This is a genomic window from Variovorax sp. PDC80, assembly GCF_900115375.1.
Taxonomy (GTDB): domain Bacteria; phylum Pseudomonadota; class Gammaproteobacteria; order Burkholderiales; family Burkholderiaceae_C; genus Variovorax.
The window spans coordinates 1-13040 of sequence record NZ_FOWG01000005.1; the positions used below are offsets into that span (position 1 = coordinate 1).

13 protein-coding genes are annotated in these 13040 nt (G+C 69.2%); 6 read left to right on the forward strand and 7 right to left on the reverse strand.

The window, feature by feature from the left end; all coding sequences use genetic code 11:
• On the reverse strand, positions 1–982 hold a 982-nt coding region (locus tag BM109_RS15795; protein ID WP_143129174.1), incomplete at its 3' end, for an AMP-binding protein.
• 173 nt (positions 983–1155) lie between these two features.
• Here BM109_RS15795 and BM109_RS15800 point away from each other — a divergent pair.
• Positions 1156–1782: a YqhA family protein gene (locus tag BM109_RS15800; RefSeq protein ID WP_093344195.1), complete on the forward strand. Its 627-nt coding sequence runs from the start codon at positions 1156–1158 to the stop codon at positions 1780–1782.
• A gap of 7 nt (positions 1783–1789) precedes the next feature.
• Here BM109_RS15800 and BM109_RS15805 read toward each other — a convergent pair whose 3' ends face one another.
• Positions 1790–2707, reverse strand: coding sequence for a LysR family transcriptional regulator (locus BM109_RS15805; RefSeq protein ID WP_093344196.1), 918 nt, complete (start codon positions 2705–2707; stop codon positions 1790–1792).
• 113 nt (positions 2708–2820) lie between these two features.
• Between BM109_RS15805 and BM109_RS15810 the strand changes: the two genes are divergently transcribed.
• Positions 2821–3438 (forward strand): NAD(P)-dependent oxidoreductase, encoded by a 618-nt coding sequence (locus tag BM109_RS15810; RefSeq protein WP_093344198.1) that lies wholly within the window; start codon positions 2821–2823, stop codon positions 3436–3438.
• A gap of 64 nt (positions 3439–3502) precedes the next feature.
• Here the strand turns inward: BM109_RS15810 and fumC are convergent, their stop codons facing one another.
• On the reverse strand, positions 3503–4900 hold the full coding sequence (fumC, locus tag BM109_RS15815) for a class II fumarate hydratase (protein ID WP_093344199.1): 1398 nt from the start codon (positions 4898–4900) through the stop codon (positions 3503–3505).
• A gap of 516 nt (positions 4901–5416) precedes the next feature.
• Between fumC and proV the strand changes: the two genes are divergently transcribed.
• From proV to proX, 3 genes are read left to right on the forward strand one after another with little or no spacing between them, the layout of a single operon-like run.
• Positions 5417–6679 (forward strand): glycine betaine/L-proline ABC transporter ATP-binding protein ProV, encoded by a 1263-nt coding sequence (gene proV, locus BM109_RS15820; protein WP_093344201.1) that lies wholly within the window; start codon positions 5417–5419, stop codon positions 6677–6679.
• Between the two features lie 28 nt (positions 6680–6707).
• Positions 6708–7889: a glycine betaine/L-proline ABC transporter permease ProW gene (proW, locus tag BM109_RS15825; RefSeq protein ID WP_093344202.1), complete on the forward strand. Its 1182-nt coding sequence runs from the start codon at positions 6708–6710 to the stop codon at positions 7887–7889.
• A gap of 21 nt (positions 7890–7910) precedes the next feature.
• Positions 7911–8936 (forward strand): glycine betaine/L-proline ABC transporter substrate-binding protein ProX, encoded by a 1026-nt coding sequence (gene proX, locus BM109_RS15830; protein WP_093344204.1) that lies wholly within the window; start codon positions 7911–7913, stop codon positions 8934–8936.
• A 21-nt stretch (positions 8937–8957) separates the two neighbouring features.
• Here the strand turns inward: proX and BM109_RS15835 are convergent, their stop codons facing one another.
• From BM109_RS15835 to BM109_RS15850, 4 genes are read right to left on the reverse strand one after another with little or no spacing between them, the layout of a single operon-like run.
• Positions 8958–9893: a 3,5-dioxohexanoate:acetyl-CoA acetone transferase gene (locus BM109_RS15835; protein WP_093344205.1), complete on the reverse strand. Its 936-nt coding sequence runs from the start codon at positions 9891–9893 to the stop codon at positions 8958–8960.
• On the reverse strand, positions 9890–10387 hold the full coding sequence (locus BM109_RS15840; protein WP_093344207.1) for a lipocalin-like domain-containing protein: 498 nt from the start codon (positions 10385–10387) through the stop codon (positions 9890–9892). Before BM109_RS15840 ends, BM109_RS15835 begins: the two co-directional genes overlap by 4 nt.
• Positions 10384–11151 (reverse strand): cyclase family protein, encoded by a 768-nt coding sequence (locus BM109_RS15845; RefSeq protein ID WP_093344208.1) that lies wholly within the window; start codon positions 11149–11151, stop codon positions 10384–10386. The genes BM109_RS15840 and BM109_RS15845 overlap by 4 nt, the downstream gene beginning before the upstream one ends.
• A gap of 13 nt (positions 11152–11164) precedes the next feature.
• On the reverse strand, positions 11165–12142 hold the full coding sequence (locus BM109_RS15850) for a Bug family tripartite tricarboxylate transporter substrate binding protein (protein WP_093344210.1): 978 nt from the start codon (positions 12140–12142) through the stop codon (positions 11165–11167).
• A 135-nt stretch (positions 12143–12277) separates the two neighbouring features.
• Here BM109_RS15850 and BM109_RS15855 point away from each other — a divergent pair, with 135 nt between their 5' ends.
• Positions 12278–12973 carry a TetR/AcrR family transcriptional regulator gene (locus BM109_RS15855; protein WP_093344211.1) on the forward strand — a complete coding sequence of 232 codons (696 nt, stop codon included), beginning with the start codon at positions 12278–12280 and terminating at the stop codon, positions 12971–12973.
• Positions 12974–13040: the final 67 nt, after the last annotated feature.

Here is a 13040-nt window from a genome sequence, read left to right on the forward strand (position 1 = left end):
AGGCGACGTAGGTGTGGCCCGTGATCCAGCCGATGTCGGCGGTGCACCAGAACACGTCCTCGGGGCGGATGTCGAAGGTCCAGTCCATCGTCATCTTGGCCCACAGCAGGTAGCCGCCGGTGGCGTGCTGCACGCCCTTGGGCTTGCCGGTGGAGCCCGAGGTGTAGAGGATGAACAGCGGGTGCTCGGCGTTCACCGGCTCGGGCGCGCACTCGGTGCTCTGGCCGGCCAGCGCTTCGGCGAAGGTCTTGTCGCGGCCCTCGACGCGGTGCCAGGCCGAGGCCGTACGCTCGTAGACGAACACGGTCTTGATCGACTCGCAGCCGCCGAGCGCGATGCCGTCGTCGACGATGGCCTTGAGCGGCAGCTCCTTGCCGCCGCGCAGTTGGAAGTTGGCCGTGATGACCGCGACCGCGCCGGCGTCGATGATGCGTTCCTGCAGCGCCTTGGCCGAGAAGCCGCCGAACACCACGCTGTGGGTGGCGCCGATGCGCGCGCAGGCCTGCATCGCGATCACGCCCTCGACCGTCATCGGCATGTAGACGATGACGCGGTCGCCCTTCTTGATGCCGGAGGCCTTGAGCGCATTGGCGAACTGGCTCACGCGCGCGAGCAGTTCCTTGTAGGTGACCTTCGTGACGGTGCCATCGTCGGCTTCGAAGACGATGGCGGTCTTGTTCTCGACGGGCGTGCCGATGTGGCGGTCGAGGCAGTTGGCGCTGGCGTTGAGTTCGCCGTCGCCGAACCATTGGTAGAACGGCGCGTTCGACTCGTCGAGGATCCTGCTGAAGGGCTTGGTCCACTGCAGGTGGGTCGTGGCCTGGCGGCTCCAGAAGCCTTCGAAGTCCTGTTCCGCTTCCTTGCACAGGGCCTCGTAAGCGGCCATGCCGGAAATGCGGGCGCCTTGCGTGGCGCGGGCATCGGGCGGGAACACGCGGTTCTCGACCAGGACGGATTCAATGTTCTTCGATGCGCTGCTCATGTCTCGTGTCTCCTGGATGAATTGCGGCCGTAATGTCGGCGCGACCACTTACGGGCCACTGACGCCGAACCGGCGTGCTGCTGACGGACCCCCGATGTTAGAGCGGGGGGTTATCACGAGTGCGTCACCGGGACACCCCTAGAATCCGCGCTCCCGTCACACACGCCTCCCCGATGTCCTCCCCCGACCCCTTCGATCCCCGGAACATGCCCGTTCACGCCCGCACCTCTCCGTTGCGCCCGCTGCCACGGCTGATCTTCGCGAGCCGCTGGCTCCAGCTGCCGCTGTACCTGGGACTGATCGTGGCGCAGGCGGTTTACGTGGTGCATTTCCTGGTCGAGCTGCTGCACCTGGTCGAGGCCGCGTTCGGCAGCCAGACCGCGCTGCAGGCGCTGATCAACAGCATCGGCTACAAGACCACCGCGCCGGTGGCCGCGCTCAACGAGACGGTGATCATGCTCGTGGTGCTGGCGCTGATCGACGTGGTGATGATCTCGAACCTGCTGATCATGGTGATCGTGGGCGGCTACGAGACCTTCGTGAGCCGCATGGACCTCGAAGGCCACCGCGACCAGCCCGAGTGGCTGAGCCATGTGAACGCCTCGGTGCTCAAGGTCAAGCTGGCCACCGCCATCATCGGCATCAGCTCGATCCACCTGCTCAAGACCTTCATCAACGCCGACAACTACACCGACAAGGTGCTGATCGCGCAGACGGTGATCCACGTCGCCTTCCTGCTCTCGGCCATGGCCATCGCCTTCACCGACCGGCTGATGGCGCATCCCCCGGCCGACCACTGAGCTTCGTTCAGGCCGCCAGCGGCAGGTCCCAGGCCGGCACGGCGGTGAAGCGCTGCGCCAGGAAATCGAGCATGGTGCGCAAGGTGGCCGGCATGTGCTTGCGCGAGGTGTAGACCGCGTACATGCCCACCACCTGCGGCTCGAAATCGGGGAACAGCGGCACCAGCTCCCCGCCGTGCACGAGCTGCGCCGTCAGGTAGGTCGGCAGCATCGCGATGCCCGCGCCCGCGCGCGCCAGGCACATCAGGCTGGCCGCATCGTTGGCCGACACGTTGCCGTCCACGGCCACCGACACCGGCGCGCCGTCGCTCTTGCGCGTGAAGCTCCAGAGGCTGTGGCCGAAGTAGGAATGCGTGAGGCAGTTGCGCTGCGCCAGTTCGTCCACGCGCTGCGGCGTACCGTGCTCGGCCAGGTAGGCCGGCGAGGCGCAGACCACCGAGCGGCAGTCCGTGAGCCGGCGCGCGATCAGGTTGGGATCGATCTCGGCCGCGGTGCGGATCGCGAGGTCGATGCGCTCGTCGACCAGATTCACGGTGCGGTCGAGCAGCACCAGGTCGACCATCACGCCCGGATAGAGCCGCACGTAGTCGGCGATGGCATCGGCCAGTTGCGCCTGCGCGAACGAGGTGCCGGTGGTGATGCGCAACTGCCCGCGCGGCGCCTCGGCCGGATGGCGCACCGCGGCCTGCATGTCGCCCGCGAGCTCCAACACCTGGCGGCAGCGCGGCAGCAGTTCCTCGCCCGCGGCCGTGAGGCTCAGGCGCCGGGTGGTGCGGTGCAACAGCCGCGCGCCGGTCCATTGCTCGAGCTCGGCGACGTAGCGCGTGACCACGGGGCGCGACATGTCGAGCTTGTCGGCGGCGGCCGAGAGGCTGCCCGCGTCGACCACGGTCACGAAGACGCGCATTGCGTTGAGACGGTCCATTCGAACGATTTTAGGAATAAAGAAGCGCGAATTTCGAGGTATTTCTTTCGAAATGAGAAACCTAAGATGAGCCTCATCGCCCTCTTCCCATCGCTCGTTCCAAGGAGTCCTCCATGAGCCATATCGCCATCATCGGCGCCACCGGTCGCGCCGGCGGCCGCCTCCTCGAAGAAGCACTGCGCCGCGGCCACACGGTCACGGCCATCGCGCGCCATGCCAGCGCCAAGCTCGCCGACCGCGCCAACGTCAAGGCCGTCGACCTCGACGTGCTCGACGGCGCCGCGCTCGAGAAGGCCCTGGCCGGCCACGACGCCGTGTTCAGCGCCGCCCACTTCGCGACCGTGCCGCCCACGGCCATCATCGAACCCGCGAAGCGCGCGGGCGTGAAGCGCCTGCTGGTGGTCGGCGGCGCCGGCAGCCTGTTCGCGGCACCGGGCCTCAAGGTCATCGAGACACCGAACTTCCCCGAGGCCTACAAGGCCGAGGCCTCGGCCGGTGGCGTGTTCCTCGAGGCGCTGCGCGCCGAGAAGGAACTCGACTGGACCTTCCTCTCGCCCTCGGCCGAATTCGTCGAAGGCGAACGCACCGGCAAGTTCCGCCTCGGCCAGAACGACCTGCTGGTCAGCGCCGAGGGCCGCAGCTGGATCACGTTCGAGGACTACGCGATCGCCTTTATCGACGAGCTCGAGAAGCCCGCGCACTCGCGCCAGCGCTACACGATCGGGTACTGAACCCACCCGTCGCCCAACGAAAAAAGGACCCTCACGGGTCCTTTTTGCATGGGGCAGGCTCGACTCAGCGGCCCGTCATGTTCTCGGGCACCACCCACTGGTCGAACTGCTCGGCCGTGAGGTGGCCCGAGGCGATCGCGGCCTCGCGCAGGCTGGTGCCTTCCTTGTGCGCCTTCTTCGCGATATAGGCCGACTTGTCGTAGCCGATGTGCGTGTTGAGCGCGGTCACCAGCATCAGCGAACGCTGCACCAGCTCGGTGATGCGCTCGCGGTTCGGCTCGATGCCCACGGCGCAGTGGTCGTTGAAGCTCACCATGCCGTCGGCCAACAGGCGCACGCTCTGCAGGAAGTTGTGGGCCACCATCGGGCGGAACACGTTGAGCTCGAAGTTGCCCGAGGCGCCGCCGATGTTGATGGCCACGTCGTTGCCGAACACCTGCGCGGCCAGCATCGTGACGGCCTCGCTCTGGGTCGGGTTGACCTTGCCCGGCATGATCGACGAGCCCGGTTCGTTCTCGGGAATGCTCAGCTCGCCGATGCCGCTGCGCGGGCCGCTCGCGAGCCAGCGCACGTCGTTGGCGATCTTGTTCATGCTGGCGGCCAGGGTCTTGAGCGCGCCGTGGGCATGCACCAGCGCATCGACGCTGGCCATCGCCTCGAACTTGCTCGGCGCGGTCACGAACGGCAGGCCGGTGAGCTTCGCGAGCTCGGCCGCCACCTGCTCGGCATAGCCCTTGGGCGCGTTGAGGCCGGTGCCCACGGCCGTGCCGCCCAGCGCCAGTTCGCTCAGGTGCGGCAGCGCGGCGCGCACGTGCGCCTCGCCATGGGCGAGTTGCGCCACGTAGCCCGAGAACTCCTGGCCCAAGGTGAGCGGCGTGGCGTCCTGCAGGTGGGTGCGGCCGATCTTCACGATGTCGGCGAAGTCCTTCGACTTCTGCTCGAGCGTGCCGCGCAGCTTGGCGATGGCCGGCAGCAGCTTGTGCGTGATGGCCTCGACGGCCGCCACGTGCATCGCGGTCGGGAACACGTCGTTGCTCGACTGGCTGCGGTTCACGTCGTCGTTGGGATGCACCAGGCGCCCTTCGCCGCGCTCGCCGCCCAGCAGTTCGCTCGCGCGGTTGGCCAGCACCTCGTTGACGTTCATGTTGGTCTGCGTGCCCGAGCCGGTCTGCCAGACCACCAGCGGGAACTCGCCCGGGTGCTTGCCGGCGATGACCTCGTCGGCCGCGGCGACGATGGCGTGGGTCTTCTTCTCGTCCTGCAGGCCCAGCGCGTGGTTGACCACGGCCGATGCGCGCTTGACCTGGGCCAGGGCCTTGATGATCTCGCGCGGCTGCTGCTCGCCCGAGATGTCGAAGTTCTGCAGCGAGCGCTGCGTTTGCGCGCCCCACAGCTTGTCGGCCGGCACGTCGATCGGTCCGAAGGTGTCGCGCTCGGCACGGGTCTTGGGGGAAGTCGTCATGAGAAAAGCTCCGCAGTCTTGAAAAGGGGTGCGCCCGCTCGCCGGACGCGGCCCCGAGTATCGCCCGATAAGAATGGCTCTCATCTGACGCGGCCATTGCGTTCCAGACTACAGCCGTTCGCAGGCGGCGGATTGACATGCTTCATGTCAAAAAGTTATAATCATCGTCTTTCGCGGACCTGCAAGTCATTTACAAATCCCACTGCGGGATGACGCTGCAGCTCCCGCCGGCACTACTCGCGGATCTCCGAATCCCGTCGCGGTGCAGGTTCTCCCGCCGGGCCCAGCCCGGCACACCGGCCGGATAGTTCCGGCCCCACTGCCACGTCACGCTTCTCCAGGCGGCGCCCCTCGACCAGGCCCGTTGCCCGCGAGCGAAGCATCCGGCGGGCACTGGTTTCGTCGCCACGTCGTCCTCAGTGCCTTCCGGCAGCCATCGGCTGATGGCGTGGCCGCTGCCGTCCCGCTTCCAGGCGGAACGGCACCCGTCCAACCTTCGCACAAGGAGCCCGGCATATGGCCAAAGGAATTCTCATCGACCACGTCTTCAAGGTCTTCGGCGACGCGCCCGACGACGCGCTGGCGCTGGTGCGCCAAGGTCTGTCGAAGAGGGAGATCCTCGCGAAGACCGGCCAGTCGATCGGCGTGTTCGATGCCACCTTCGAGATCCAGGCCGGCGAGATCTTCGTGATCATGGGCCTGTCGGGCTCGGGCAAGTCGACGCTGGTGCGGCTGCTGAACCGGCTGATCGAGCCGACCGCGGGCCGCATCGTGATCGACGGCGCCGACATCAACGAACACTCCGACGCCAGGCTGCGCGCGCTGCGCCGCAAGGACATCAGCATGGTGTTCCAGTCCTTCGCGCTGATGCCGCACATGACGGTGCGCGAGAACACGGCCTTCGGGCTCGAGCTGTCGGGCACCGGCAAGAAGGAGCGCCTGGCGCAGGCCGACCTCGCGCTCGCGCAGGTGGGGCTGGCCGGCTGGGGCGACAGCTATCCCGACGAACTCTCGGGCGGCATGCAGCAGCGCGTGGGCCTGGCGCGCGCGCTGGCCTCCGATCCCTCGATCCTGCTGATGGACGAGGCCTTCTCGGCGCTCGACCCGATCATCCGCACCGAGATGCAGTCCGAGCTGCTGCGGCTGCAACAGCAGCAGCGCCGCACCATCGTCTTCATCTCGCACGACCTCGACGAGGCGATGCGCATCGGCGACCGCATCGCGATCATGAAGGACGGCCAGGTGATCCAGGTCGGCACGCCCGACGAGATCCTGCGCTGCCCGGCCAACGACTACGTGCGCAGCTTCGTTCGCGGCGTGGACGCGGCGGCCGTGTTCAAGGCCGCCGACATCGCGCGCAAGCCGCTGACCGTGGTCTGCGAGCATCCCGAGCGCGGCGCCCGCGCGGCGCTCAAGCTGCTCGAGGACCAGGACCGCGACTTCGCCTACGTGACCAGCCCCGACCGGCGCTACCTCGGCACGGTCTCGGCCGACACGCTGCGCGCCGCGCTCGACGGCCATTCGGGACCGCTGGGCCTGCGCCATGCGTTCCTCGCCGATCTCGGCACCATCGAGGCCGACGCGCCCGTGGCCGGACTGATCGGCCAGGTGGGCCAGGCGCCCTGCGCGGTGCCGGTGGTGGCGGCCGACGGCCGCTTCTGCGGCGCGATCAGCAAGACCACGCTGCTGAAGTTCCTCGATCGCGACACGCCGCCGATCGATCCCGCGCTGCCGCCCGCGCCCGCCGCGAGCGCCGCTCCTGCCCATGTCCTGGCCTGAACCCGATTTCGAAGGAACCGCCGAGAAGATGAACGACACCACCCTGCCCTCCGACCTCGCCACCGCCAACGATGCCGCCGCCGCGCTGGCGCAACAGCCCGCGCCGGCGCCCGTCGCGCTCGATCCCTGGGAGGCCCTGTCGGCCGCGCCCGATCCCGCGGCCACCAGCGCCTGGCTCGACGCACCCGTGCCGTCCGACGCCGCGCACCAGCTCGCCGGCCAAGCCGATGCCGCCGGCTTCCAGCTGCACCGCCTCTGGGACGGCTCGCTGCCGGTCGAGTCCTGGATCAACCAGGGCCTGGGCTGGGTGGTCGAGCATTTCCGCCCCTTCTTCCAGACCGTGCGGCTGCCGATCGACAGCACCCTGAACTCGGTGCAGAGCCTGCTGACCGGGCTGCCGACACTCGCGATGATCGCGCTGATCGGCCTCCTGGCCTGGCAGTTCGCGGGCCGCGCGCTGGCCATCGGCAGTACCGTCGCGCTGCTGCTGGTCGCGATGCTGGGCATCTGGCCCGAGGCCATGGTCACGCTGTCGCTGGTGCTGACCTCGCTGGTCTTCTGCATGGTCATCGGCCTGCCGCTGGGCGTGCTGCTGGCCAGCAGCGACCGGGCCCAGCGCGTGATGCGCCCGGTGCTCGACGCGATGCAGACCACGCCGGCCTTCGTCTACCTGGTGCCGGTGGTGATGCTGTTCGGCATCGGCAACGTGCCGGGCGTGATCGTGACCATCGTGTTCGCGCTGGCGCCGCTGGTGCGCCTGACCAACCTGGGGCTGCGCCAGGTGCGTCCCGACCTGATCGAGGCCGCGCGCGCCTATGGCGCCTCGCCCTGGCAGATGCTGGTGAAGGTGAAGCTGCCGCTGGCCATGCCCTCGATCATGGCCGGCATCAACCAGGCGCTGATGCTGTCGCTGTCGATGGTGGTGATCGCCTCGATGATCGCCGTGGGCGGCCTGGGCCAGATGGTGCTGCGCGGCATCGGCCGGCTCGACATGGGCCTGGCCACCGTCGGCGGCCTGGGCATCGTGCTGCTCGCGATCTCGCTCGACCGGCTGACGCAGGCCATGGGCCGGCCGCGCCGCGGCGGCCAGCGCTGGTGGCATGGCGGACCCGTGGGCCTGGCGCTGCGCACGCTGCAGCGCGCGGTGGCGCCGTCCGCATCGCGCGGCGCGGAAGAAGCCGTGCCGGCCCTTTCGACCCAGACCCGCTGAAGCACCGGAGGAACACGACGCATGAAGACATCGATGAATCCCTTCGCACGCAGCCTCGGCCTGCTGGCCCTGGCCTTCGCGGCCGCGACGACCTTCACCCTGCCGGCGCATGCCGCCACCGACCTGCCCGGCCAGGGCATCGTCGTCAAGCCGCTCAAGAGCTCGCTGGCCGAAGAGGCCTTCCAGACCCTGCTCGTGATGCGCGCGCTCGAGAAGCTCGGCTACACGGTCGAACCGATGAAGGACCTGGAGCCCGCGACCGAGCACCTGGCGATCGCCAACGGCGACGCCACCTTCATGGCCAACCACTGGAGCCTGCTGCACGCCGACTTCTACAAGAACAGCGGCGGCGACGCGAAGCTGTGGCGCCAGGGCGTCTACGCCGACGGCGCGGTGCAGGGCTACCTGATCGACCGCAAGACCGCCGAGCAGTACCACATCACCAACATCGCGCAGCTCAAGGAGCCGGCGATCGCGAAGCTGTTCGACACCGACGGCGACGGCAAGGCCGACCTCACGGGCTGCAACCCCGGCTGGGGCTGCGAGCTCGCGATCGAGAACCACCTGGGCGCCTACGGCCTGCGCGACACCGTGACGCACCGCCAGGGCAGCTATGCCGCGCTGATGGCCGACACCATCGCGCGCTTCAAGCAGGACAAGCCGATCCTCTACTACACCTGGACGCCCTACTGGGTCAGTGCCGTGCTGCGCCCGGGCGCCGACGTGGTGTGGCTGCAGGTGCCGTTCTCGGCCTCGCAGGGTGGCGAGAACATCGACACGCGCCAGCCGAACGGCAAGAACTACGGCTTCCTCGCCAACCAGGAACGCATCGTCGCCAACCGCGAATTCGCCGAGAAGAACCCGGCCGCGGCGAAGCTGTTCGAGGTCATGAACGTGCCGATCGGCGACATCAACGCGCAGAACCTGCGCATGAGCGAAGGCGCGAACAGCCAGCAGGACATGGAGCGGCATGCCGACGGCTGGATCCGCGCGCACCAATCGCTGTTCGACGGCTGGATCGCGCAGGCGCGGGCCGCGGCGCAGTAGCCACCGGCCGCGCGGCCGGGATCAGAAAGCGACCCGGTCCGCGCCCTTGAGCGCCAGCATGGCGCGCGCCTCGTCGGGCGTGGCGATCTCGTGGCCCAGTTCCTCCAGCAGGCGGCGTACCTTCGCCACCTGCTGCGCGTTCGACGTCGCCAGCTCGCCGCGCGCGATCTGCAGCGAATCCTCCAGGCCCACCCGCACATGGCCGCCCAGCGTCGCGGCGGCCACGGCCAGCTGCATCTGGCTCGCGCCCGCGCCCAGCACCGACCATTGGTAGCCGGTGCCGAAGAGCTTGTCGGCGGTGCGCTTCATGAAGACCAGGTTCTCGAGGTCCGCGCCGATGCCGCCGAGGATGCCGAGCACGAACTGGATGAAGACCGGGGCCTCGAACAGGCCGCTGTCCATGCAGAACTTCAGGTTGTAGAGCTGGCCCACGTCGTAGCACTCGTGCTCGAACTTGATGCCGTGCGTTGCCAGCGCACGGGCCGCCATGCCGATGTCGCGGAAGGTGTTGCGGAAGATGTAGCCGTCGGACTCGCGCAGGTAGGGCTCCTCCCAGTCGAACTTCCATTCCTTGTAGCGCTGCGCGAGCGGATGCATGGAGAAGTTCATGCTCCCCATGTTGAGCGAGCACATCTCCGGCGAGAAGCGCAGCGCCGGCGCGATGCGTTCGGCCACCGTGTGATTGAGGCTGCCGCCGGTCGACAGGTTGACCACCGCGCCGGTGGCGGCGCGGATGGCGGGCAGGAAGGCCTGGAAGCGTTCCGGCTCGATGGAGACCGCGCCCGTTTCCGGATGCCGCGCATGCAGGTGCAGCACCGCGGCGCCGGCCTCGGCCGCCTCGATGGCCTGCCGGGCGATGTCCTCGGGTCGATAGGGCAGCGCGTCCGACATGGTGGGCGTGTGGATGGCGCCGGTCACGGCGCAGGTGATGATGACTTTTCTAGAAGGCTTGGTCATGGCGTGGCCGATGGGGTGGGTGTGCGAAGGGGTTCGGGCATGGCATCCAGCCCGATGGGGGCGCGCTGCCAGACCAGCTTCAGGACGGTCTCGACACCCGCCTGCGGCTGCGGCGCGGTGCGCAGCTCGATCGTGTCGCCGGCCAGCCGCACCTCGCGGCGCAGGCGGGTCCCGACCCAGTTCGGGTAGCTCGAGATGTCGACGTGGTGCACGATCCAGTCGCCCTCGCGGACATAGCGCCCGGCATAACCGATCGACGAGCGGTACGCCGCTGCGCTCTCGGCGTCGGTGGCGTCCTGCCGGTCCGAGCCCGAAAGGCGCGCGCGGCCGTCGTGCGTGATGAGTGCCGTCATGCGGCCGTCGGCGCCGTAGTGGATGACGCCCGAGGGTCGGGCGCCGTAGACGTCGAACAGACGTTCGCCACGGGGGTCCACGGCATGGGCCTCGCGGAGGTACCAGGTCCCGAGCAAGGCGTGGTCCGGCGCGGCGCTCATGGCAGCACCGCCACGGCCCGCACCCAGCCGGCCGAGGCCTTGTGGATCTTCACGGGGAAGCAGATGACGTGGAAGCCGCTGGCGGGCAGGAGGTCGAGGTTGGTCAGTTTTTCCATCTGGTAGTAGCCCGTGGTGCGGCCGGCCTTGTGCCCCTCCCATATCAGGGAGGCGTCTCCGGTGGCGGCGTAGCGCCGGGCGGTGTGCGAGAAAGGGGCGTCCCAGGACCAGGCGTCGGTGCCCACCACGCGCACGCCCTGCTGCGTCAGCCAGAGCGTGGCTTCGCGGCCCAGGCCGCAGCCGCTGTCGAGGTAGTCGGGTTGGCCGTAGCGCGCGGCGGCGGCCGTGTTCACCAGCACGATGTCCAGCGGCTGCAGCACGTGGCCGATGCGCTGCAGCTCCGCGCCCAGGTCATCGACCGTGGCGACGTGGCCGTGCGGCAGGTGGCGCAGGTCCAGCTTCACGCCGGGGCGATGGCACCAGTCCAGCGGCACCTCGTCGATGGTGGCGGCGGGCCGGCCGCCGTCCATGGTCGAGGCGTAGTGCCACGGCGCGTCCATGTGGGTGCCGTTGTGGGTGGACAGGTCGATGCGCTCCACCGCCCAGGCCTCGCCATCGGGCAGGTCCTCGGGCCGCAGGCCGGCGAAGGGCCCGGCCAGGGCCGCGAAGGTCTCGCGGTGGTGCTGGTAGCGGATGCGCGGCCCGTTGCCCGGGCGGTCCACCGGCAGGTCGTTCTCGATGGCGACGGACAGGTCGATCAACTGCATGAATGCCCCCGCCTCACTGCTGCGCCAGGCCGATGGACTTCACCAGTCCGGGCCAGCGCTGCGTTTCGGTCTTCAGGTGCGCGGCGGCCGCCTCCACCGTGCCGCCCACGGGCTCGTTGGCGAACTCGCGGAACTTCGCGGCCACCTCGGGCTGCGCCAGGATCGCGTTCGCCTCGCGATTGAGCCGCGCCACCACGTCGGCGGGCGTGCCGGCCGGCGCCACCAGCATGAACCACAGGGAGAAGTCGATGCCCGGCAGGCCAGCCTCGGCGAAGGTGGGCACCTCGGGCAGCAGGCTGGTGCGGGCGCGGGTGGAGACGGCCAGCGGCCGCACCTTGCGCGACTCGATGAAGGGCCGGATGGTGCCCACGTTGTCGCACAGCGCCTGCACGCTGCCGCCCAGCAGGTCGGTGATGGCGGGGGCGGCGCCCTTGTACGGCACATGGGTCACGGCCGCGCCGGCCTCGCGGGCGAACAGCCCGGCGCAGATGTGATGCGGCGAGCCCTCGCCGGCGTTGGCCAGGGTCAGTTGGCCCGGATGCTGGCGCGCGAAGGCGATCAGCTGGCGCAGGTCGCCCGCGGGGGCGCCCGGGCCCGCCACCAGCACCAGCGGCGCGGACGAGACCTGCACGATGGGCGCGAACGCGCGTGCCGGGTCGTAGGGCATGCGTGCGTACAGCCCCGGGTTCACGGCCAGCGGGCCCAGGCCCGCGAGCAGCAGCGTGTAGCCGTCGGGCCGGGCCTTGGCCACCGCGTCGGCGCCGATGTTGCCGTTGGCGCCGCCCCGGTTGTCGACCACGAAGGGCTGGCCCAGGCGCTGCGAGAGCTTGTCCGCGAGCAGGCGGGCGATGTTGTCGGTGCCGCCGCCCGCGGGGTAAGGCACGACCAGGCGAACGCTGCGCTCGGGGTACTGGGACCAGGCCGGCGCGGCGGCGAGCACGGCCAGGGACAAGGCGGCGGCAGCGCCGCGCAAGAGGGTGAACAGGGTCATCGGGTCTCCACCGGCGGTTCATCCGCCGGGTTTATTAGTTAGTCGATCGACTAATAATAACCACGAAATCGGACCCTCGGCAAGGCCAGTTACCATCGATCCCCTTCCCCGCAGCCCGCGCGATCGCGATCCCCGATGCCCGCCACTCCCAAAGCCGCCACGGCCGAAGCGCCCGCGCCCAAGGCCCCTCGAACACCTCGCAAGACCGATGGCCGCGAAGCCATCCTGCGCGCGGCCGAGCGGCTGTTCGCGGAGCACGGATTCGAAGGCTGCTCGCTGCGCGCGGTGGCCGACCTGGCCAAGGTCAACCAGGGGATGATTCATTACTTCTTCAAGTCGAAGGACGCCCTCTTCCTCGAGGCCTACATGCGCGGCGGCCAGCCGCTGGTGGACGAGCGCATGCGGTTGCTCGATGCCGAAGAAGCGCTGCAGGAAGACCGCCCCATCGGGCTCGAGCGCCTGATCGAGATCTTCCTGACGCCGGCCGTGGCGCTCGCGCTCAGCGGCGCGCGGGGCCGCAACTTCCTGCGCATGCAGGCCCATCTGCAGCTCGACGGCACGCGCTTCGGCAGCAAGCTGCGCAGCTCGCTCTACGACGACTCCTCGCGGCGCTTCGTGCGCGCCTTCGCGCGCAGCCTGCCCGGGCTCTCGCAGGAGCAGGTGGCCTGGCGCTTCATCTTCGTGCTGGGCACCTACCAGTACGTGCTGGCCGACACCGGCCGGCTCGAAGTGATCTCCGACGGCGCGAGCAACGGCCGCGAATTCGACAAGGCGCTGCGCGAGATGATTCCGTTCCTGGCGGCGGGTATGCGCGCGGCGGGGCCCGCCTGACAAGGTGTGAATAGACCTACTGCGCGCCCCGATCTCGCACCTGCGGTCCTCACCGTACAAAGTACGG